This window comes from Streptomyces sp. NPDC007346, assembly GCF_040703535.1.
In the GTDB taxonomy this organism is placed as follows: Bacteria; Actinomycetota; Actinomycetes; order Streptomycetales; family Streptomycetaceae; genus Streptomyces.
Genome location: NZ_JBEYKR010000003.1, coordinates 117,938 through 139,558 on the forward strand (window position 1 = coordinate 117,938; position 21,621 = coordinate 139,558).

Annotated in this window: 18 protein-coding genes; 15 read left to right on the top strand and 3 right to left on the bottom strand. The window is 72.7% G+C overall.

Annotated elements, in window-relative coordinates; genetic code table 11:
* Positions 1–107 precede the first annotated feature (107 nt).
* The 11 genes from AB0917_RS01950 (at position 108) to AB0917_RS02000 (ending at position 13,068) form a co-directional block, all read left to right on the top strand.
* Positions 108–908, top strand: coding sequence for a DeoR/GlpR family DNA-binding transcription regulator (locus AB0917_RS01950; RefSeq protein ID WP_366817486.1), 801 nt, complete (start codon positions 108–110; stop codon positions 906–908).
* A gap of 126 nt (positions 909–1,034) precedes the next feature.
* Positions 1,035–1,439, top strand: a complete 405-nt coding sequence (locus AB0917_RS01955) for a cell division protein SepF (RefSeq protein WP_015612061.1) — start codon at positions 1,035–1,037, stop codon at positions 1,437–1,439.
* 148 nt (positions 1,440–1,587) lie between these two features.
* Entirely contained in the window at positions 1,588–1,947 is a 360-nt protein-coding gene (locus AB0917_RS01960; RefSeq protein ID WP_366817487.1) for a nucleotide pyrophosphohydrolase, read from the top strand.
* Between the two features lie 124 nt (positions 1,948–2,071).
* A complete protein-coding gene (locus tag AB0917_RS01965; protein WP_366817488.1) occupies positions 2,072–2,572 on the top strand; it encodes a DUF6099 family protein in 501 nt (166 codons plus the stop codon).
* Between the two features lie 36 nt (positions 2,573–2,608).
* Entirely contained in the window at positions 2,609–3,532 is a 924-nt protein-coding gene (locus AB0917_RS01970) for an LLM class F420-dependent oxidoreductase (protein ID WP_366817489.1), read from the top strand.
* 122 nt (positions 3,533–3,654) lie between these two features.
* Positions 3,655–4,572, top strand: coding sequence for a homocysteine S-methyltransferase (gene mmuM / locus AB0917_RS01975; protein WP_366817490.1), 918 nt, complete (start codon positions 3,655–3,657; stop codon positions 4,570–4,572).
* 107 nt (positions 4,573–4,679) lie between these two features.
* Complete coding sequence (locus tag AB0917_RS01980; RefSeq protein WP_366817519.1) at positions 4,680–6,206, top strand: 3' terminal RNA ribose 2'-O-methyltransferase Hen1; 1,527 nt, start codon at positions 4,680–4,682, stop codon at positions 6,204–6,206.
* Entirely contained in the window at positions 6,203–8,827 is a 2,625-nt protein-coding gene (locus AB0917_RS01985) for a polynucleotide kinase-phosphatase (protein ID WP_366817491.1), read from the top strand. The genes AB0917_RS01980 and AB0917_RS01985 overlap by 4 nt, the downstream gene beginning before the upstream one ends.
* 96 nt (positions 8,828–8,923) lie before the next feature.
* Positions 8,924–10,156 carry an arginine deiminase gene (locus tag AB0917_RS01990; protein WP_366817492.1) on the top strand — a complete coding sequence of 411 codons (1,233 nt, stop codon included), beginning with the start codon at positions 8,924–8,926 and terminating at the stop codon, positions 10,154–10,156.
* Positions 10,157–10,333: 177 nt separating this feature from the next.
* On the top strand, positions 10,334–11,338 hold the full coding sequence (argF, locus tag AB0917_RS01995; protein WP_366817493.1) for an ornithine carbamoyltransferase: 1,005 nt from the start codon (positions 10,334–10,336) through the stop codon (positions 11,336–11,338).
* 242 nt (positions 11,339–11,580) lie between these two features.
* Positions 11,581–13,068 carry an amino acid permease gene (locus tag AB0917_RS02000; RefSeq protein WP_366817494.1) on the top strand — a complete coding sequence of 496 codons (1,488 nt, stop codon included), beginning with the start codon at positions 11,581–11,583 and terminating at the stop codon, positions 13,066–13,068.
* On the opposite strand, the gene AB0917_RS02005 is transcribed toward AB0917_RS02000, so the two are convergent.
* Entirely contained in the window at positions 13,019–13,468 is a 450-nt protein-coding gene (locus AB0917_RS02005) for an ATP-binding protein (RefSeq protein WP_366817495.1), read from the bottom strand. The two genes, AB0917_RS02000 and AB0917_RS02005, sit on opposite strands and share 50 nt — an antisense overlap.
* A 343-nt stretch (positions 13,469–13,811) precedes the next feature.
* Here AB0917_RS02005 and AB0917_RS02010 point away from each other — a divergent pair, with 343 nt between their 5' ends.
* A complete protein-coding gene (locus AB0917_RS02010; protein WP_366817496.1) occupies positions 13,812–14,639 on the top strand; it encodes an enoyl-CoA hydratase family protein in 828 nt (275 codons plus the stop codon).
* Positions 14,640–14,716: 77 nt separating this feature from the next.
* Positions 14,717–16,987, top strand: a complete 2,271-nt coding sequence (locus AB0917_RS02015) for a bifunctional salicylyl-CoA 5-hydroxylase/oxidoreductase (RefSeq protein WP_366817520.1) — start codon at positions 14,717–14,719, stop codon at positions 16,985–16,987.
* A gap of 175 nt (positions 16,988–17,162) precedes the next feature.
* On the opposite strand, the gene AB0917_RS02020 is transcribed toward AB0917_RS02015, so the two are convergent.
* Positions 17,163–17,984 (bottom strand): PaaX family transcriptional regulator C-terminal domain-containing protein, encoded by an 822-nt coding sequence (locus tag AB0917_RS02020; RefSeq protein WP_366817497.1) that lies wholly within the window; start codon positions 17,982–17,984, stop codon positions 17,163–17,165.
* A 9-nt stretch (positions 17,985–17,993) separates the two neighbouring features.
* A complete protein-coding gene (locus AB0917_RS02025) occupies positions 17,994–19,730 on the bottom strand; it encodes an AMP-binding protein (RefSeq protein ID WP_366817498.1) in 1,737 nt (578 codons plus the stop codon).
* Between the two features lie 128 nt (positions 19,731–19,858).
* Here AB0917_RS02025 and AB0917_RS02030 point away from each other — a divergent pair, with 128 nt between their 5' ends.
* Both AB0917_RS02030 and AB0917_RS02035 read left to right on the top strand, forming a co-directional pair.
* The gene (locus AB0917_RS02030; protein WP_366817499.1) at positions 19,859–21,055 is read left to right on the top strand and encodes an acyl-CoA dehydrogenase; all 1,197 of its coding nucleotides are present in this window, start codon (positions 19,859–19,861) and stop codon (positions 21,053–21,055) included.
* Positions 21,052–21,453: a RidA family protein gene (locus AB0917_RS02035; protein ID WP_366817500.1), complete on the top strand. Its 402-nt coding sequence runs from the start codon at positions 21,052–21,054 to the stop codon at positions 21,451–21,453. Before AB0917_RS02030 ends, AB0917_RS02035 begins: the two co-directional genes overlap by 4 nt.
* The last annotated feature ends 168 nt before the right edge of the window (positions 21,454–21,621 follow it).

A 21,621-nucleotide genomic window follows, 5' to 3' on the forward strand; every position in this document is an offset into this window, starting at 1 on the left:
CGGAGCCGGCCCCCGGGCTCCTGTGCGACGCTTGCGGCGGTCCGGCCACCGGCGACCGCGTTCCCGGGAAGCGCGGAGCCCGGCGCCGGGCGGTGAAGGAGACGCACGTGGCCAGGGACGCCCGGTGGGACGCGCTGCTGGAGCTGGTCGGCAAGCACGGCAGGGTGGAGGTCGAGGAGGCGGCGGCGGCGCTCGCCGTATCGGCCGCGACCATCCGCCGGGACCTGGACCAGCTCGCCGAACAGCACCTCCTCACCCGCACCCGGGGCGGGGCGGTCGCGCACGGTGTCTCCTACGAACTGGCGCTGCGCTACAAGGCCGGCCGCCACGCCCCCGAGAAGCAGGCCATCGGCCGCGCGGTCTGCGGACTGGTCGCCGTCGGCGAGGTGGTCGGCCTGACCGGCGGTACGACGGTTACCGAGGTGGCCCGCGCGCTGGCGGTCCGCCCCGACATCGTCGGCGAGACCACGGTCGCGGGCGGGCAGCCGACCCTCACCGTCGTGACCAACGCGCTCAACATCGCGAGCGAGCTGGCGATGCGGCCGCAGATCAAGATGGTCGTCACGGGCGGCGTGGCCAGACCGCAGTCGTACGAGCTGACCGGCCCGCTCGCCGTCGGCGTGATGAACGAGATCACGCTCGACGTCGCCGTCCTCGGGGTGAACGCCATCGACATCGACCGCGGCGGCGCCTACGTCCACCACGAGGGCGAGGCCAGCGTCAACCGGCTGCTGGCCGAGCGGGCGCAGCGGGTGGTGGTCGCGGCCGACTCCTCCAAGATCGGCAAGCGGGCCTTCGCCCGGGTCTGCGACCTCGGGCTGGTCGACGTGCTCGTGACCGACTCCAACGTCACGGCGGAGGCCAGGGACCGCTTCGGGGATGCCGGGGTCCAGGTCATCACGGTGTGAGACCGACTCGATCCGGCCCTTCGCCGTGTCGTTGGTACGCCGAACGGGTGAGGGACGAGAGGATTGCCCGATGAACAGTGAGCGCAGCCGGCGCGCGTGCGTCCGGCTTGACGACGGGGTGGCCCTGTGAGCAGGTACGACAGGTACGACAGATATGACGCCACCGACGAACAGTGGGAGGGGCTCGCCCAGGTCGTACCCCTGCGCGGCCGCGACGAGTGGCCGTCCCGGATCGACCACCGCACGGTCCCGGACGAGCGGGCGGCCGAACAGCGGCGCCTGGTCGTGCTGCGGGTGCAGGTCTTCGCGGACGCCCGCGAGGTCGCGGAGTACCTGGTCGCCCAGGTCCCGGTGCTGCTCGACCTGACGGCGGCGGAGACGGACGTGGCCAAGCGGATCCTCGACTTCAGCAGCGGTGTGGTCTTCGGGCTCGGCAGCGGTATGCACCGCGTCGACCGGAACGTCTTCCTGCTCGCCCCGGAGGGCATGGAGGTCGAAGGGGTCACACCGGCCGGGCTCGCCCAGTCGTAGGGCCCTCGGCCTCCACCCGCACTCCTCGTCCCTCCCGCACTCCTCGTCGGCCTCGCCGCCGGGCGCCCCTCGGGGGCGCCCGGGGCGGCGGTGTCCGAGCCGGCGGTGTCCGAAAGCGGTGTCAGAGGGGGGTGGTAGACCTGGGGCCGTGACAGAACCCGATGTGGCAGAACTCCGGCGACGGCTGGCCGCGTTCGCGGCGGCACGGCACTGGGGGCAGTACCACACCCCGAAGAACCTGGCCTCCGCCCTCAGCGTCGAGGCATCCGAACTGGTCGAGATCTTCCAGTGGCTGACGCCCGAACAGTCCGCCCGGATCATGGACGACCCTGAAGCGGCCCACCGGGTGGCCGACGAGGTCGCCGATGTGCTCGCCTATCTCCTCCAGTTCTGCGAGGTGCTGGGCATCGACCCGCTGCGTGCGCTGGCGGCCAAGATCGACCGGAACGAGAAGCGCTTCCCCGTGCCGAACCCTCCGGAACCCCAGGATCGTCACTCTTCGGAGTGATCAACTTATCCACAATCGACTTGGTGTCCACAGATTTCCGATTTCCTCTGGCCTTACGGTGCCAACTGCGTCACTGTGGGTAATGAATGAGGTGAGCGGGTTTTCGTACGGACGGGGGAGAGGCATGGAAGCGGAGCGACTCATCGAGACGGGGCGGCGGGCGCTGGCGGAGAGCCGGGGCGCGCTGGACGTGATGGCGGAGGCCTGGCAGGCACAGGCCCTCGCCCGGACGGTCGGCAGCAGGCTGGCGCTGCTCGGCCCCATGGAGTTACGGGGCGAGGCGCGGGCCCTGGGGGAGACCGGCGGCGGCTGCTCGGTGCCGGACCATCCGGCGGTCCTCTCCCGGGGCGCGCGGGCGGCGCAGCTCTCCGGGATCGCCGATGTGCGGGCGGCTCTGACGGGGCTGGCGCTGCTCCTGGGCGAGGCCGGGATCGCGCTCGTCTCGGTGGCCTGCGACACGGGGGAGGACGGTCTCTACTGGCAGTGCATCGAAGCCATGGACGCCGCCGACGAGTCGCTGGACCGGGTGCACGGGCTGCTGAGGCGGCTGGCCGAGCGGGAGAAGGAGCGCGACGGCTCCTACGGCGGGATACGCGGCCCCGCCCCGTCAGCGGCGGGGCCCTGAGGACGAGCCGCCGGGGAAAGGGGCAGGATGGGGTGCATGGATCTTCGCATCTTCACCGAGCCCCAGCAAGGGGCCGACTACGACACCCTGCTCACCGTCGCCAAGGCCACCGAGGACCTGGGCTTCGACGCCTTCTACCGCTCGGACCACTACCTCCGCATGGGCTCCGGCGACGGTCTGCCGGGACCGACCGACGCCTGGATCACGCTGGCCGGTCTCGCGCGCGAGACCAAGCGGATCCGGCTCGGCACGCTGATGACGGCGGGCACGTTCCGGCTGCCCGGCGTGCTCGCCATCCAGGTGGCCCAGGTCGACCAGATGTCCGGCGGCCGGGTCGAACTGGGCCTGGGCGCGGGCTGGTTCGAGGAGGAGCACAAGGCCTACGGCATCCCGTTCCCGAAGGAGAAGTTCGGCCGGCTGGAGGAGCAGCTGGCGATCGTCACCGGCCTGTGGGCGACGGAGGTCGGCAAGACCTTCAGCTACGACGGCACGTATTACCAGCTCACCGACTCGCCCGCGCTGCCGAAGCCGGCCCAGGCCAAGGTGCCCGTCCTGATCGGCGGCCACGGCGCGACCCGCACCCCGCGCCTGGCCGCGCAGTACGCGGACGAGTTCAACATCCCCTTCGCCTCGCTGGAGGACAGCGAGAAGCAGTTCGGCCGGGTCAAGGCGGCGGCGAAGGCGTTCGGGCGCGAGCCGGACGACCTGGTGTACTCCAACGCCCTGATCGTCTGCACCGGCAAGGACGACGCGGAGGTGGCCCGGCGGGCGGCGGCCATCGGCCGGGACGTGGAGGAGCTCAAGGCCAACGGGCTGGCCGGATCGCCCGCCGAGGTGGTCGACAAGATCGGCCAGTACGCGGCGATCGGCTCGTCCCGGATCTACCTCCAGATCCTGGACCTGGACGACCTGGACCACCTGGAGCTGATCTCCTCGCAGATCCAGACCCAGCTGACCTGACCCGCCACGAACGAACGACGGACCAGTCCGGGCGAAGGACGTGTCCGGACGAGCGATGGACGTGTCCGGACGAATGATGAGCGAGTCCGGACGAACGACTGACGGATGAGGAGGAGGTGGCCGTGAGCTCCGGCCGTACGCTCGCCGAAGCGCTGGCGGAGGGGCCCGTCCTGCTGGACGGCGGGCTCTCCAACCAGCTGGAGGCGCAGGGGTGCGACCTCTCCGACGCGCTCTGGTCGGCCCGGCTGCTGGCCGACGCGCCGGAGCAGATCGAGGCCGCACACCTGGCGTATCTGCGCGCCGGAGCCCAGGTGCTCATCACGGCGAGTTACCAGGCCACCTTCGAAGGGTTCGGCCGCCACGGGATCGGCCCCGAGCGGACCGGTGCGCTGCTCGCCAGCAGCGTGGAGCTGGCCCGGCGCGCCGCCGACGCGGCCCGCCGGGCCGACCCCGGGCGGGAGGCCTGGGTCGCCGCCTCGGTCGGCCCGTACGGGGCGATGCTCGCCGACGGCAGCGAGTACCGGGGGCGGTACGGGCTCACCGTCCGGGAGCTGGAGCGCTTCCACCGCCCCCGGGTGGCGGCCCTCGCCGAGGCGGGGCCCGACGTCCTGGCGCTGGAGACCGTGCCGGACGTGGACGAGGCCGAGGCGGTGGTGCGGGTGGCCGAGGAGACCGGGCTGCCCATCTGGCTCTCGTACAGCGTGGCGGGGGGCCGGACCCGGGCCGGGCAGTCGTTGGAGGAGGCGTTCGCGGTGGCCGCGGGGCGGGAGCGGGTGGTGGCCGTCGGGGTCAACTGCTGCGAACCGGCCGAGGCGGAGGAGGCGGTGCGGGTGGCGGTGGCGGTCACGGGCAGGCCGGCCGTGGTCTACCCGAACAGCGGGGAGGGGTGGGACGCCGGAGCAAGGGGGTGGACCGGGCGGAGCACCTTCGAGGCGGGGCGGGTGCGGGGCTGGACGGAGGCCGGGGCGCGGCTCGTCGGCGGCTGCTGCCGGGTGGGCCCGGACCGGATCAAGGAGCTGGCGGCGGTGTTGGGGCGCTGAACAGGCGCCGATGGGGCTGCTGAAGTGCTGAACCAGGAGCCGGTGGGGCTGCTGGGGTGGTGAAAATGCCTGGTGGGGGGTGCGGGATGAGGACCATACTCGGACAGGTGTTCCTGACGATCAGTACGACCGGCACCCCTGAACGTCCCGCCACGGACCTCGGCTTCCTGCTGCACAAGCATCCCGACCGGGCACAGACGTTCTCCACCTCGCACGGCACCGCGCACGTCTTCTATCCCGAGGCGTCCGCCGAGCGCTGCACGGCCGCACTCCTGCTGGAGGTGGACCCGGTGGCGCTGGTGCGGCGCGGCAAGGGCAAGGGCCGGGGCGGGGCGCCCGACGCGGCGCTCGCGCAGTACGTCAACGACCGCCCCTACGCCGCCTCCTCGCTGCTCTCGGTCGCCCTCGCCACGGTCTTCAAGTCTGCGCTGGGCGGTGTCTGCCGGGCCCTGCCCGAGCGGGTGAACGCCCCGCTGCCGCTGCGGATCGAGGTGCCCGCGCTGCCCGCCCGGGGCGGTGCGGAGCTGGTGCGCAAGCTGTTCGTGCCGCTCGGCTGGGAGCGGGTCGAGGCGGTGGAGGTGGCGCTGGACGAGCAGTTCCCCGAGTGGGGCGCGTCGCGTTACGTACGCCTGGTGCTGGAGGGGGAGTTGCGGCTCGCCGACGCCCTGCGCCAGCTCTACGTCCTGCTGCCGGTGCTCGACGACGCCAAGCACTACTGGGTCGCGCCCGACGAGGTGGACAAGCTGCTGCGGGCCGGTGAGGGCTGGCTGGCCGATCACCCCGAGCGCCCCCTCATCACCCGGCGCTACCTCGCCCACCGCTGGGGGCTGACCCGCCAGGCCGACCAGGCCCTGGAGCTGGTCCGGCTCGCGGAGTCGGACGACCTCGACGTGGACAGCGTCGACAACGCGGTGGACGAGAGCACCGACACCGAGGAGAAGCCCATCCCGCTCGCCGAGCACCGGCGCACCGCGATCCTCGAAGCGCTGAGCGGGGCCGGCGCACACCGGGTCCTCGACCTGGGCTGCGGGCAGGGCCAGTTGGTGCAGGCGCTCCTCAAGGACGTGCGCTTCACCGAGATCGTCGGCGTCGACGTGTCGATGCGCGCCCTCACCATCGCCTCGCGTCGGCTCAAGCTGGAGCGGATGGGAGAGCGGCAGGCGAGCCGGGTCACCCTCCGGCAGGGCTCCCTCACCTACACGGACAAGCGGCTCAAGGGGTACGACGCCGCCGTGCTCAGCGAGGTCATCGAGCACCTCGACCTGGACCGGCTGCCCGCGCTGGAGTACGCGGTCTTCGGCTCGGCCCGTCCGCGCACGGTGCTGGTGACCACGCCGAACGTCGAGTACAACGTGCGCTGGGAGAGCCTCCCGGCCGGGCACGTGCGCCACGGGGACCACCGCTTCGAGTGGACCAGGGCCGAGTTCCGCGCATGGGCGGGGAAGGTCGCCGAGCGCCACGGGTACACCGTCGCGCACCTGCCCGTCGGCCCGGACGACCCCGAGGTCGGTCCGCCCACCCAGCTGGCCGTCTTCACCCTGACCACGGAATCCGCCGGAAACAACACCGCGCACAACACCGCGCACAACACCGCGAACGGCACCGGGAAGAAGAAGGAGGCGGAAGCCGCATGACGAACAACGACCGTACGAACAACGACCGTACGAGCACCGACGGTACGAGCACCGACGGTACGAGCACCGACACCACCACCGGCGGAGCCTCCCGCACCCTGCCCGTGACCGACCTCTCCCTCGTCGTCCTCGTCGGCGCCAGCGGATCGGGCAAGTCCACCTTCGCCCGCAAGCACTTCAAGCCCACCGAGATCGTCTCCTCCGACTTCTGCCGGGGTCTCGTCGCCGACGACGAGAACGACCAGAGCGCCAGCCGCGACGCCTTCGACGTGCTCCACTACATCGCCGGCAAGCGCCTGGCCGCCGGACGGCTCACCGTCATCGACGCCACCAGCGTCCAGCCCGAGAGCCGCAAGCAGCTCGTCCGGCTGGCCCGGGAGCACGACGTGCTGCCCATCGCCATCGTGCTGGACCTCCCCGAGGAGGTCTGCGCCGCCCGCAACGCCTCCCGCCCCGACCGCGCGTCCATGCCTCGCCACGTCATCCAGCGCCACCGCCGCGAGCTGCGCCGTTCCCTGCGCGGCCTGGAGCGCGAAGGCTTCCGCAAGGTGCATGTCCTGCGCACCGAGGAGGAGGCCGAGAGCGCCCGTGTGGTCCTGGAGCGCCGCTACAACGACCTGCGCCACCTCACCGGCCCGTTCGACATCATCGGCGACATCCACGGCTGCCGATCCGAGCTGGACACCCTGCTCGGCAAGCTGGGTTACGTGGACGGTGCCCACCCCGAAGGGCGTACGGCGGTCTTCGTCGGCGACCTCGTCGACCGGGGCCCCGACAGCCCGGGGGTGCTGCGCCGCGTCATGTCCATGGTCGCGGCGGGCCACGCCCTGTGCGTGCCGGGCAACCACGAGAACAAGCTCGGCCGCTACCTCGCGGGCCGCAAGGTCCAGCAGACCCACGGCCTCGCCGAGACGGTCGAGCAGCTGGAGCGCCAGGACGCCGAGCACCCGGAGTTCCGGCAGCAGGTGCGGGAGTTCATCGACTCCCTGGTCAGCCACTACGTCCTGGACGGCGGCGGGCTGGTGGTCTGCCACGCCGGGCTGCCCGAGAAGTACCACGGCCGCACCTCCGGCCGGGTCCGCTCGCACGCCCTGTACGGAGACACCACCGGCGAGACCGACGAGTTCGGCCTGCCCGTGCGCTACCCGTGGGCCGAGGAGTACCGGGGCCGCGCCGCCGTGGTCTACGGCCACACCCCCGTGCCCACCACCTCCTGGATCAACAACACCATCTGCCTGGACACCGGCGTCGTCTTCGGCGGGAAGATGACCGCGCTGCGCTGGCCGGAGCGCGAACTCGTCGACGTACCGGCCGAGAAGGTCTGGTACGAGCCCGCCAGGCCGCTGACCACCGAGGCGCCCGGGGGCAGGGAGGGCCGGCCGCTGGACCTCGCCGACGTCCAGGGCCGCCGGGTCGTGGAGACCCGTCACCTGGGCCGTGTCGCCGTGCGCGAGGAGAACGCGGCGGCGGCCCTCGAAGTCATGAGCCGGTTCGCCGTCGACCCGCGGCTCCTGGCCTACCTCCCGCCCACCATGGCCCCCACCGCCACCTCCCGCGAGGACGGTTTCCTGGAGCACCCGGCCGAGGCGTTCGCGCAGTACCGCGGCGACGGCGTCGAGCGGGTGGTGTGCGAGGAGAAGCACATGGGCTCCCGGGCCGTCGTCCTGGTCTGCAAGGACGCCGCCGCCGCGACCGCCCGCTTCGGCACGGACGGCCCCACCGGCGCGCTGTACACCCGCACCGGCCGCCCCTTCCTCGACGACAGGGCCCTGACCGAAGTCGTCCTCGGCCGGCTGCGGACGGCCCTCACCGCGGCCGGGCTCTGGGAGGAGTGGGAGACCGACTGGGTGCTCCTGGACGCCGAGCTGATGCCGTGGTCGCTCAAGGCCGGCGGACTGCTGCGCTCGCAGTACGCCGCCGTCGGCGCGGCCTCCGGCGCGGTCTTCCCCCCGGCCCTCGCCGCCCTGGAGACGGCCGCCGCCCGGGGCGTCGACGTCGGTGACCTCGCCGGGCGGCAGCACGGCCGGGCCGAGGACGCGGCCGCCTTCACCGAGGCCTACCGGCGCTACTGCTGGCCCACCCAGGGGCTCGACGGGGTCCGGCTCGCCCCGTTCCAGATCCTCGCCGTCCAGGGCCGCTCGCTGGCCACTGTCCCCCACGACGAACAGCTGGCCTGGCTGGACCGCCTCGTCGAGCACGACCCGACCGGGCTGCTCCAGGTCACCCGGCGCCTCGTCGTCGACCCCGCCGACGAGGCGTCCGTCCGCGCGGGCGTCGACTGGTGGCTGGAGATGACCGGGCGCGGCGGCGAGGGCATGGTCGTCAAGCCGCTCGGCGCCCTCGCCCGGGACGCCCAGGGCCGCCTGGTCCAGCCCGGCATCAAGGTGCGCGGCCGGGAGTACCTGCGCATCATCTACGGCCCGGAGTACACCCGCCCGGAGAACCTGGAGCGCCTGCGCTCCCGGTTCCTCGGCCACAAACGCTCGCTCGCGCTGCGGGAGTACGCACTCGGACTGGAGGCCCTGGACCGGCTGGCCGGGGGCGAGCCGCTCTGGCGGGTCCACGAGGCGGTCTTCGCCGTCCTGGCCCTGGAGTCGGAGCCGGTCGACCCCCGGCTCTGAGCACCGCGCCCCGGCCCCGGGCCGGGGGCGACCGCCGTGGGCAACCCATGGGCGATTCGCGGGGTGAACGGTGCTCCGCCCGGTGAGGATGAAGACATGGGATTCCACGTCGACTCCGAAACCGGGCGGCTGCGCCGCGTCATACTGCACCGCCCCGATCTGGAACTGAAGCGGCTCACCCCCCGCAACAAGGACGCGCTCCTCTTCGACGACGTGCTCTGGGTGCGCCGCGCCCGCCAGGAGCACGACGGGTTCGCCGACGTCCTGCGCGACCGGGGCGTGGAGGTGCACCTCTTCGGTGACCTCCTCCAGGAGTCCCTGGACATCCCGGTCGCGCGCCGTCTCGTGCTCGACCGGGTCTTCGACGAGAAGGAGTACGGGCCGCTCGCCACCGAGCATCTGCGCGCCGCCTTCGAGGAGTTGCCGTCGGCCGAGCTCGCGGAGGCGCTGGTCGGCGGGATGACCAAGCGCGAGTTCCTGGAGCGGCACAACGAGCCGACCTCCGTCCGCTTCCACGTGATGGACCTGGACGACTTCCTGCTCGGTCCGCTGCCCAACCACCTCTTCACCCGGGACACCTCCGCCTGGATCTACGACGGGGTCTCCATCAACGCCATGCGCTGGCCCGCCCGGCAGCGCGAGACCGTCCACTTCGAGGCGATCTACGGCCACCACCCGCTCTTCACCGGACCGGAGGCGGGCGTCTTCCACCACTGGTCGGAGGGGCAGGACGACTACCCGTCCACGATCGAGGGCGGTGACGTCCTGGTCATCGGGCAGGGCGCGGTCCTGATCGGGATGAGCGAGCGCACCACCCCGCAGGCGGTGGAGATGCTGGCCCGGGGCCTCTTCGACGCCGGTTCCGCCCGCACGATCGTGGCGCTCGACATGCCCAAGGCCCGTGCGTTCATGCACCTGGACACGGTGATGACGATGGTGGACGGCGACACGTTCACCCAGTACGCCGGGCTCGGCATGCTGCGCTCGTACACGATCGAACCGGGCAGCGGCCCCCGCGAGCTGAAGGTCACCGACCACCCGCCCGAGCACATGCACCGGGCCATCGCCGCCGCCCTCGGCCTCGACGCGATCCGGGTGCTCACCGCCACCCAGGACGTGCACGCGGCCGAGCGCGAGCAGTGGGACGACGGCTGCAACGTCCTGGCGGTCGAGCCGGGCGTGGTGGTCGCGTACGAGCGGAACGCGACCACCAACACCTATCTGCGCAAGGAGGGCATCGAGGTCATCGAGATCCGGGGCAGCGAGCTGGGCCGGGGGAGGGGCGGACCGCGCTGCATGAGCTGTCCCGTGGTGCGGGACCCTGTGTAGCACCCGCCCCCTCACCTCACGGGCTCAGAGGTTTCCGGCCCGAGGATGCCGGACCAGCGATTTCCGGACGGGCGGTTTCCGGACCCCGGGCTGTATAGGAATGCGGATATTCGTATAGAGTTCCATAACTGCATGCCGGCCCCGGCAAGATCCCCGTCCCACCCTGGAGCAGTCATCATGGCCATCGACCTCACCGGCCGCCCCTTCCTCAAGGAGCTGGACTTCACCGCCGAGGAGTTCCTCGGCCTGGTCGCGCTGGCCGGTGAGCTGAAGGCGGCCAAGAAGGCCGGGGCCGAGGCCCAGCGGCTGCGCGGGAAGAACATCGCGCTGATCTTCGAGAAGACCTCGACCCGTACGCGCTGCGCGTTCGAGGTCGCCGCCGCCGACCAGGGCGCCTCCACCACCTACCTCGACCCCTCCAGCTCCCAGATGGGCCACAAGGAGTCGGTGAAGGACACCGCCCGGGTGCTCGGCCGGATGTTCGACGGCATCGAGTACCGGGGTGACAGCCAGCAGATGGTCGAGGAGCTGGCCGCGTACGGCGGTGTCCCGGTCTTCAACGGGCTCACCGACGACTGGCACCCCACGCAGATGCTCGCCGACGTCCTGACCATGACGGAGCACAGCGACAAGCCCGTCACGGAGCTGGCCTTCGCCTACCTCGGCGACGCCCGCTTCAACATGGGCAACTCCTACCTGATCACCGGCGCCCTGCTGGGCCTGGACATCCGGATCGTGGCCCCCGAGACGTACTGGCCGGCCCCCTTCGTCGTGGAGCAGGCCCGGAAGCTCGCCGAGATCAGCGGCGCGAAGGTCACGCTCACCGCCGACGTCATCGAGGGCGTCCGCGGAGCCGACTTCGTCGCCACGGACGTGTGGGTCTCGATGGGGGAGCCCAAGGAGGTCTGGGACGAGCGCATCGCCGCGCTCGCGCCGTACGCCGTGACCATGGACGTCCTGCGCGCCACCGGCAACCCGGACGTGAAGTTCCTGCACTGCCTGCCCGCCTTCCACGACCTCGGCACCCAGGTGGGCCGTGACATCCACGCCGCCCACGGCCTCGCCGAGCTGGAGGTCACCGACGAGGTCTTCGAGTCGGCGCACTCGGTCGTCTTCGACCAGGCCGAGAACCGGATGCACACGATCAAGGCCGTGCTGGTGGCGACGCTGGCGGGCCGGTAGGCGCACCGGAGGGCCCTCCGGTACGCCTACCGGGTGGGGGTTCGCATGCTCATACACCCGATTGGGTGAACATGCGCCGAGGTGGCTACGATGTCGCCTCTTGGCGGGGTTCGGGCCGGGGCCTGTCGTCAGACTGCCGTCGTCAGTCTGACGACAGGCCCCGGCCCGAACCCCTTTCCCGTGCCGCCCCCGCGCGGACGGGACCGTCCCCCCACTGCACCACCAGAGAAGAGAACGTCCGCATGAGCCCCGGCCTGCCGCCCCCCGGCACCCCGAAGCGTCCCGGCCTCTCCCGGCCCGGCCTGCGCCGCAAGAGCCCCGAGATGCTCATCGCCGAGTCCGGCGGCGACCTGGAGGGCCACGGCCTCAAGCGGACGATGGGCCTCTTCCAGCTCGTCTGCTTCGGCGTCGGGGCCATCGTGGGCACCGGCATCTTCGTCGGCCTCTCCGACACCGTCGCCGAGGCCGGTCCCGCCGTCGTCATCTCGTTCGTCCTGGCCGCGATCACCTGCATCTTCACCGCCCTCTCCTTCGCGGAGCTGGGCAGCGCCATCCCGGTCTCGGGGAGCTCGTACTCCTTCGCGTACGCCGCCCTGGGCGAGCGCACGGCGTTCCTCGTCGGCTGGTGCCTGATGCTGGAGTACGGCGTCTCGGTCTCCGCGGTCGCGGTGGGCTGGAGCCAGTACGTCAACGAGCTGCTGAACAGCCTGACCGGCTGGGAGCTGCCCGCCGCCGTCTCCGCCGGACCCGGCGACGGCGGCGTGATCAACCTCCCGGCGGTCGTCGTGATCGCCATGGCCGCTGCCCTGCTGGTGCGCGGCGTCCGGGAGAGCGCCGGCGCGACGGCCACCATGGCGGTCCTGAAGATCGGCATCCTGCTGGCGTTCTGCGTGATCGCGTTCACCGCGTACCAGGACGACAACCTCGTGCCGTTCGCGGGCCACGGGCTCGGCGGGATCACGGCGGGCGCCTCGCTGGCGTTTTTCTCGTACATCGGCTTCGACGCCATCACCACCGCCGGCGAAGAGGTCAAGAACCCCCGCCGGAACATCCCCATCGCCATCCTGGTCTGCATCGGCGTCGTCACGCTGCTGTACTGCGCGGTGGCGCTCTCGGCCATCGGCGCGCTCGGCGCGGACGCCGTCTCCGACAAGCCCGCGGCCCTCTCGCTCGTCGTCAACCAGGTCACCGACTCGACGGTGGGCGGCGGCATCGTCGCCTTCGGCGCGGTCGTCGCCATCGCCTCGGTGGTACTCGCCGTCATGTACGGGCAGACCCGCATCCTGATGTCGATGTCCCGCGACGGGCTGATCCCGCGGATCTTCGAGCGCGTCTCGCCCAGGACCCACACCCCGGTCGCCAACACCTGGATCGTGGCCTGCGTCTTCGCCGTCCCTGCCGCGTTCGTCCCGCTGGACGTCGTCGTCAACCTGACGACCATCGGCACGCTCGCCACCATGGTCGCGGTCAACGTCGCCGTCGTGGTGCTCCGCCGCCGCGACCCCGGGCTGGAGCGCACCTTCCGGGTGCCGCTCTACCCGGTGAGCCCGCTGCTCGGCGTCGTGTTCTGCCTGTATCTGATGTACGGGACCGGCTGGACGACCTGGCTCCAGTTCGCGGTCTTCCTCGCCGCCGGTTCGCTGCTCTACGCCTGTTACGGGCGGAGGCGGTCCCGGCTGGTCAGCTCTCCGGAGAGGGACCCGGCTGGGACGGTATCGCCGGAAGCGTGAACCAGACCGCCTTGCCGTGCTCCGTGGTGCGGTGACCGCAGGCGGAGCTGAGGGTGCGGATCAGCAGCAGGCCGCGGCCGTACTCCTGCCAGGGGTCGACCTCGTAGCCGGGCCGCGGACGGGAGAGGTCACCGGGCGGAGCGGGGTCGTGGTCGTGCACCTCGACCTGGCAGCCGGTGGGCAGCAGCTCCACGACCAGCTCGATCGGCTCGCTGCTCATCGTGTGCTCGACCGCGTTGGCCACCAGCTCGGCCGTGAGCAGCTCGGCGGTGTCGGTGTCCGCCGGGGCGTCGATGTTGGACAGGGCCGTACGGACGAGGGCACGGGCGATCGGCACGGCTGCCGTGGAGTGCGGCAGGGCGATACGCCAGGAGGCGGGAACGGGGACATCGGGCGGCACGGCGGGGTTCCGTTCGGGAGCGGATCTTCCTTGTAGCGGGACTTCTCGACTCATCGTGGTCACTCGACTCGTCATCGGGGTCTGTCGACCTGTCGTCGCGGCTTCTCGACTCACTCGACTCATCGGCATCGCGTATCGAGACTTCCTGGGGTCAACCTTACGAACCGCGCGGCCCTGGCCATAGAGGCGGTCGACCGGCGCAAACGGGACTTTCGCCACAACGGTCTCACGGTCGGCGTATCGCGATCTCGTGACGACAGTCACATATGAGTGATAACTTCGGTGGTGGAACGCGACCCGCGCACGGTCGGCAACCCGCCCGCATGCTGAAGGGACCCCCTTCATGAGCTCGTTTCCCAGCTCCGCCCCGCACGTCGAGGAGTGGCGCCATCTCCGGATCACCCGGGACGACGGTGTGGTGACCGTCACACTGGAGCGCCCCGAGAAACTCAACGCCCTCACCTTCGGCGCCTACGCCGATCTGCGCGACCTGCTCGCCGAGCTGACCCGGGAACGCTCCGCGCGCGCCCTCGTCCTGGCCGGTGAGGGGCGCGGCTTCTGCTCCGGCGGCGACGTCGACGAGATCATCGGCGCCACCCTCGCCATGGACACCGCCGCGATCCTGGAGTTCAACCGGATGACCGGCCAGGTCGTACGGGCCCTGCGCGAGTGCCCCTTCCCGGTCGTCGCCGCCGTCCACGGCGTCGCCGCCGGAGCCGGAGCCGTGCTCGCCCTCGCCGCCGACTTCCGGGTCGCCGACCCCTCCGCCCGCTTCGCCTTCCTCTTCACCCGGGTCGGCCTCTCCGGCGGGGACATGGGCGCCGCCTACCTCCTGCCCCGGGTCGTCGGCCTCGGCCACGCCACCCGGCTGCTCATGCTCGGCGACACCGTGCGCGCCCCCGAGGCGGAGCGGATCGGGCTGATCAGCGAGCTGGCCGAGGAGGGGCAGGCCGACGCCCGCGCCGCCGGGCTGGCCCGCCGCCTCGCCGACGGCCCGGCGCTCGCCCTCGCCCAGACCAAGGCGCTGCTCACCGCCGAACTGGACATGCCGCTCGCCGCCTCCGTGGAGCTGGACGCCAACACCCAGGCCCTCCTGATGCACGGCGAGGACTACGCGGAGTTCCACGCCGCCTTCACCGAGAAGCGGCCGCCGAAGTGGCGGGGGCGGTAGCGGTGGCGCGCGGCAGCGAACCGGCCGGCGCGACGGCCACCGACGGACCGCCGCGGCGGACCGCCGCCCCGTCCCCCGTGCGGCGGATCGCGGTCATCGGCGGCGGGCCCGGCGGCCTCTACGCGGCGGCCCTGCTCAAGCGGCTCGACCCGGCCCGCGCCATCACGGTGTACGAGCGCAACGCCCCCGACGACACCTTCGGCTTCGGCGTCGTCCTCTCCGACGAGACCCTCGGCGGTATCGAGCACGCCGACCCGGAGGTCCACCGGGCGCTGAGGGCCGAGTTCGTCCGCTGGGACACCATCGACATCGTCCACCGCGGCCGCACCCACACCTCCGGCGGCCACGGCTTCGCCGCCCTCGGGCGCCGCCGCCTGCTGGAGATCCTGCACGAGCGCTGCGCCGCACTCGGCGTCGACCTGCGCTTCCGCACCCAGGCCCCGCCCGCCGCCGAGCTCGCCGCCCGCCACGACCTGGTCATCGCCGCCGACGGGGTGCACAGCACCACCCGCGAGGCGCACGCGGACGCCTTCGGCCCGGCCGTCACCGAGCACCGCAACCGCTACATCTGGCTCGCCGCCGACTTCGCACTCGACGCCTTCCGCTTCGAGATCGCCGAAACCCCCTACGGCGTCATGCAGGTGCACGCCTACCCGTACGCGCCCGACGCCTCCACCGTCATCGTCGAGATGCGCGAGGAGGTGTGGCGCGCCGCCGGACTCGACGCCTGCGACGCGGCCCGAGCCACCACCCGCTGCGCCGAGTTCTTCACCGAGGCCCTGGGCGGCAGGCCCCTGCGCGCCAACCGCTCCAGCTGGCTCACCTTCCGTACGGTCACCAACTCCCGCTGGTCGCACGGGAACACGGTCCTCATCGGGGACGCCGCCCACACCGCGCACTTCTCCATCGGCTCCGGCACCAAACTGGCCGTCGAGGACGCCCTCACGCTGGCCGCCTCCATCGAGGAACAGCCGGACCTGCCCGCCGCGCTGGCCGCGTACGAGGCCGAGCGCCGCCCGGTCGTCGCCTCCACCCAGCGGGCCGCCGCCGCCAGCCTGCGCTGGTTCGAGGAGCTGGCGACCTACGTCGACCAGCCGCCCCGCCGCTTCGCCTTCAACCTGCTCACCCGCAGCCGCCGGGTCACCCACGACAACCTGCGGCTGCGCGACGCCTCCTTCACCGCCGCCGTCGAGGAGGAGTTCGGCTGCCCGCCCGCCACCCCGCCGATGTTCACCCCGCTGCGGCTGCGCGGCCTCCACCTGCGCAACCGCGTCGTCGTCTCACCCATGGACATGTACTCGGCCACCGACGGGCTCCCCGGCGACTTCCACCTCGTCCACCTCGGCGCCCGCGCGCTCGGCGGAGCCGGGCTCACCATGACCGAGATGGTCTGCGTCAGCCCCGAGGGCCGCATCACCCCCGGCTGCACGGGGCTGTGGACCGACGAACAGGCCACCGCCTGGCGCCGGATCACCGACTTCGTCCACACCTCGGCCCCCGGCGCGGCGATCGGCGTCCAGCTCGGCCACTCCGGCCGCAAGGGCTCCACCAAGCTGATGTGGGAGGGCATCGACCAGCCCCTGGAGGACGGCAACTGGCCGCTGGGCGCCGCCTCTCCGATCCCGTACACCCCCGGCGTCAGCCAGATCCCGCAGGAGCTCGGCCCGGCCCAACTGGCCTCCATCCGCGACCAGTTCGTGCGGGCGGCCCGCCGCGCCGCCGACTCCGGCTTCGACCTCCTCGAACTCCACTGCGCCCACGGCTACTTGCTCTCCGGCTTCCTCTCCCCGCTCACCAACCGCCGCACCGACGCCTACGGCGGCCCGCTGGGCAGCCGCCTCCGTTTCCCCCTCGAAGTCTTCGACGCCGTCCGCGAAGTCTGGCCCGCGGGGCGCCCGATGACCGTGCGGATCTCCGCCACCGACTGGGCCGAGGGCGGCACCGACGCCGAGGACGCCGTGGAGATCGCCCGCGCCTTCGCCGCCCACGGGGCCGACGCCATCGACGTCTCCACCGGCCAGGTGGTGTCCGAGGAGCGCCCCGAGTTCGGCCGCTCCTACCAGACCCCGTTCGCGGACCGGATCCGCAACACCGTGGACGTCCCGGTCATCGCGGTCGGGGCCATCTCCTCCTGGGACGACGTCAACTCCCTGCTCCTGGCGGGCCGCGCCGACCTCTGCGCCCTGGCCCGCCCCCATCTGTACGACCCGCACTGGACCCTCCACGCGGCGGCCGAGCAGGGCTACACCGGACCGGGCGCGCCCTGGCCCCTCCCGTACGGTGCCGGCAGCCGCCCCCCGCCCACCGGCCGCACGGACGAGCCGAAGCCCCGGCTCAGGCTGGAGTGACTTCCGCGCGGGCGCTCACCCGGCAGCGGCCCGGCCGAGGCCGTCGGTACCACGGGCAGGCCCAGGCGCAGAGGCGGCACCTTCCACGCGGGACGCCCCTCGGGCAGGTCGTAGACGGCGTTGGCCCCGCACCCCGCGCCCTCGCGCACCGGCACCCGGCACCCTCGCGCACCCCTCACCCCCGGACGTACCGCTCTCCCGCCTCCCGCAGCAGCTCGTGCAGCTTGCCGAAGACCTCCGCCGAGCGGCCGCCCGGCCAGCCCCTGGGCAGCAGCTCCCCGGGCAGCCCCGGGTCCGCGTAGGGGAGCCGGCGCCAGGAGTCCAGGGCCAGCAGGTAGTCCCGGTAGGCCTCCTGCGGGCGGGGGCCCTCCTCGGTCCGCGGAGCCGACTCCCACTCCCGGAGCACCGGTTCGTGCAGCTCCAGGAAGTCCCGGTGGAGGCGGGCCACCGCGTCCAGGTCCCACCAGCGGGCCACCGACTCGGCGGTCGCCGCGAAGCCGAGGTGCTCGCCGCGGAACAGGTCGACGTACGGGGCGAGTTCGAGCCGTTCCAGGGTGTGCCGGGTCTCCTCGTAGAGGCCGGCCGGGGCGATCCACACCCCGGGGGCCGCCGTGCCGAAGCCGAGGCGGGCCAGCCGGGAGCGCAGCAGGTGGCGCTTGTTGCGCTCGGCCTCGGGGACGGAGAAGACCGCGAGGACCCAGCCGTCGGCCTGCCGGTGCGAGGGGCGGCCGTAGATCCGCGTGTCGCCGTCGTCGAGCAGCTGGCGGGCGTCCGGCGACAGGGCGTACCCCGCCGAGCCGTCCGCCGCCCGCGCGGCGACCAGCAGCCCGCGCCGCTTCAGCCGTGAGACGCAGGAGCGTACGGAAGGGGCGTCGACGCCCACGGCGTGCAGCAGCCGGATCAGCTCCGCCACCGCGAACGGGGCGTTGTCCGGTGGGCGGCCGTAGGCGCCGTACAGCGTGACGATCAGGGAACGGGGGGTGCGCAGCTCAGCCACGTGATCACTCTAGGTGGAGTCCTCCCGCAGCAGGAACCGCTGGAGTTTGCCGGTCGCGGTGCGGGGGAGCGAGGAGCGGAAGACGAAGGCGCGCGGGCACTTGTGCGGGGCCAGGCAGGCCTTCATGTGCGCGCGCAGCGAGTCGGCCGTCTGCTCCGAGCCCTGCGCCAGCACCACGTGCGCCTCCACGATCTCGCCGCGCAGTTCGTCGGCCCGGCCCACCACGGCCGCCTCCGCGACCTCCGGGTGGCGGAGCAGGGCGTCCTCCACCTCGGGGCCCGCGATGTTGTAGCCGGAGGAGATGATCATGTCGTCGGCGCGGGCCACGTAACGGAAGTAGCCGTCCGGGTCGCGGACGAACGTGTCGCCGGTCATGTTCCAGCCGTGGCGGACGTACTCCCTCTGCCGGGGGTCGGCGAGGTAGCGGCAGCCGACCGGCCCGCGTACGGCGAGCAGCCCCGGTTCGCCGTCGGGCAGCTCCTCACCGTGCTCGTCGACCACCTTGGCCTGCCAGCCCGGCACGGGGAGGCCGGTGGTGCCCGGCCGGATGTCGTCGTCGGCGGCCGAGATGAAGATGTGCAGCAGCTCGGTGGCGCCGATGCCGTTGATGATGCGCAGTCCGGTCGCCTCGAACCAGGCCTGCCAGGTCGCCGCGGGCAGGTTCTCCCCGGCCGACACGCAGCGGCGCAGCGCCGAGAGGTCGTGGCCGTCCAGTTGGCCGAGCATCGTGCGGTACGCCGTCGGCGCCGTGAACAGCACCGAGACCCGGTGCCGGACCAGCGCGGGCAGCAGGTGCCGCGGCCCGGCCTGCTCCAGCAGCAGCGCCGAGGCCCCCGCGCGCAGCGGGAAGACCAGCAGACCGCCCAGGCCGAAGGTGAAGCCGAGCGGCGGGCTGCCCGCGAACACGTCGTCGGCGACGGGGCGCAGCACCTGGCGGGAGAAGGTGTCGGCGACGGCGAGCAGGTCCCGGTGGAGGTGCATACAGCCCTTGGGGCGCCCGGTGGTCCCCGAGGTGAACGCGATCAGCGCGACCTCGTCGGCGGCCGTGTCGACCGCCCGGTAGGGGCCGGAGCCGGCGTGCGCGGCCGCGCGGCGGGTCAGGTCGTCGGGGCCGTCCCCGCCGAACAGGACCGTCCGCACGCCGCCCACGTCCGCCGTCACCAGGTCCGCCGCCTTCGCCAGCTCCTCGGCCGAGCGGGCGTCGCACAGCGCGTGGCTCACCCGGGCCAGCGAGCAGATGGTGGCCAGTTCGCTCGCGCGCGCCTGCGCCAGCACGGTCACCGCGACCGCGCCCGCCTTCATGACGGCGAGCCAGCAGGCGGCCAGCCACGGTGTGGTGGGCCCGCGCAGCAGCACCCGGTTGCCGGGCACCACGGCCAGGTCGTCGGTGAGCACATGGGCGATGCGGTCCACGGTCTCCCGCAGTTCGCCGTAGCTCCACAGCTCCCCGTCGCCGGAGCGCAGCGCGGGGCGGTCGGGGCCCCGCTCCTGGACCGTGCGGTCCAGCAGCTCGTACCCGCAGTTCAGCCGGTCGGGGTAGCGCGGCCCGGGATGGTCCAGGAGCAGCTCCGGCCACTGCTCAGGCGGTGGGAGATGGTCGCGTGCGAACGTGTCGGTGTGCGCGCCGGGGACGCGCTCGGGACGGGCACCGGCGACGCGCTCGGATCGCTCGGGATGCGCGCCGGGGACACGTACGGACGCGTCGTCGGCGGCTGTGGGCGTGTTCGGCGAGGTATTCGGCTCCATGAAGGATCGCCCCCTTGTCGCCTCTGGAGCGTATCGTTTGAGTGACGGTAGTCAACGGTCCGCGATAAGACATGACGTGCGACGCACCGCGAAGAGATGCCCCGAGACGCGACAAGAGAGGCGCCGCCATGACGGCATTCTCCCTCGAACCGGAACAAACCGCCTGGTGCGAAGAGCTGCGCACCCTCGCCGAGCGGCAGCTGCGCCCCCTGGCGGAGAAGGGGGAGCCCGGCCGTGTCAACCGCCCGCTGCTGGCCGCCCTAGGCGAGCTGGGCCTGCTGGACAGGCTGTTCGGCTCCGGCGCGCTGGACCTGTGCCTGCTGCGGGAGTCCCTGGCCCGGGGCTGCACGGAGGCCGAGACCGCGCTCGCCCTCCAGGGCCTCGGCACCACCCCCCTCGTCCAGGCCGGCACCCCCGCCCACCGCGCGCGCTGGCTCCCCGAGGTCCGGGCCGGGCGGGCGGTCGCGGCCTTCGCCCTGAGCGAGCCGGGCGCCGGGTCCGACGCCGGCGCCCTGAGCCTGGCCGCCGAGCCGGCCGAGGGCGGCTGGCGGCTCACCGGCGAGAAGTGCTGGATCTCCAACGCCCCCGAGGCCGACTTCGCCACCGTCTTCGCCCGCACCACACCCGGCGCCGGCTCGCGCGGGATCACCGCGTTCCTCGTCCCCTCCGACCGCCCCGGACTCACCGGCTCCGCCCTCGACATGCTCTCCCCGCACCCCATCGGCACCCTGGAGTTCGACGGCGTACCGGTCACCGCCGACGACGTCCTGGGCGAGCGGGACCGGGGCTTCCGGGTCGCGATGGATACCCTCAACCTCTTCCGCCCCAGCGTCGGCGCCTTCGCTGTCGGGATGGCCCGCGCCGCCCTCGACGCCACCGTGGCCCACACCGCCCGCCGCACCGCGTTCGGCGGCCCCCTCAGCGACCTCCAGGCCGTCTCCCACCAGGTCGCCGAGATGGCCACCCGCACCGAGGCGGCCCGCCTCCTGGTGTACGCGGCGGCCGCCGCGTACGACGCGGGGGAGAGCGGCGTGCCGCGCCGCGCCGCGATGGCCAAGCTGTACGCCACCGAGACCGCGCAGTACGTCGTCGACACCGCCGTCCAGCTGCACGGCGCCCGCGCCCTGCGCCGCGGCCACCTGCTCGAACACCTCTACCGCGAGGTCCGCGCGCCCCGGATCTACGAGGGCGCAAGCGAGGTGCAGCGCGCCATCATCGCCAAGGAGCTGTACGCGACCGCGGCGGCGGCGCCCGAATCCGCGCCTCCCGCCCAGGAGCCGTACGCGCCCGAATCCGCGCCCCACACCCAGGAGCCGCCCGTATGAGCCCGTCCCACCGGATCAACCCGGCCGACCTCTCCCCGCCCGCCGGCTTCTCGCACGCCGTCGTCGCCACCGGAAGCCACCTGGTCTTCCTGGCCGGGCAGACCGCCCTCGACCCGGACGGCAAGGTCGTCGGCGCCACCCTGCCCGAGCAGTTCGCCACCGCGCTGACCAACCTGCTCACCGCCCTGCACGCGGCGGGCGGGGCCCCCGCCGACCTGGCCCGCGTCACGGTGTACGCCACCGATGTGGCCGACTACCGGTCCCACGCCGCCGAACTGGGCCGGACCTGGCGCCGGCTGGCCGGACGCGACTACCCGGCGATGGCGGTCATCGGGGTGGCCCGGCTCTGGGACGAACAGGCGATGGTCGAGATCGACGGGATCGCCGTCCTGCCCTGAGCCATCCGAGCTCCGGACGGCGGCCCCGGCGCGCCCGAAACGGATGAAAAGCCTTGAATCGATGAAACTGCTGAAAAGACCTCACACCACCGCAGGGTGGGGCAGTGGGCGGCGCGCCGGACGGGTGAACAAGCTGGGAAGATATATTTCTACCTAGTGCTCTTCATT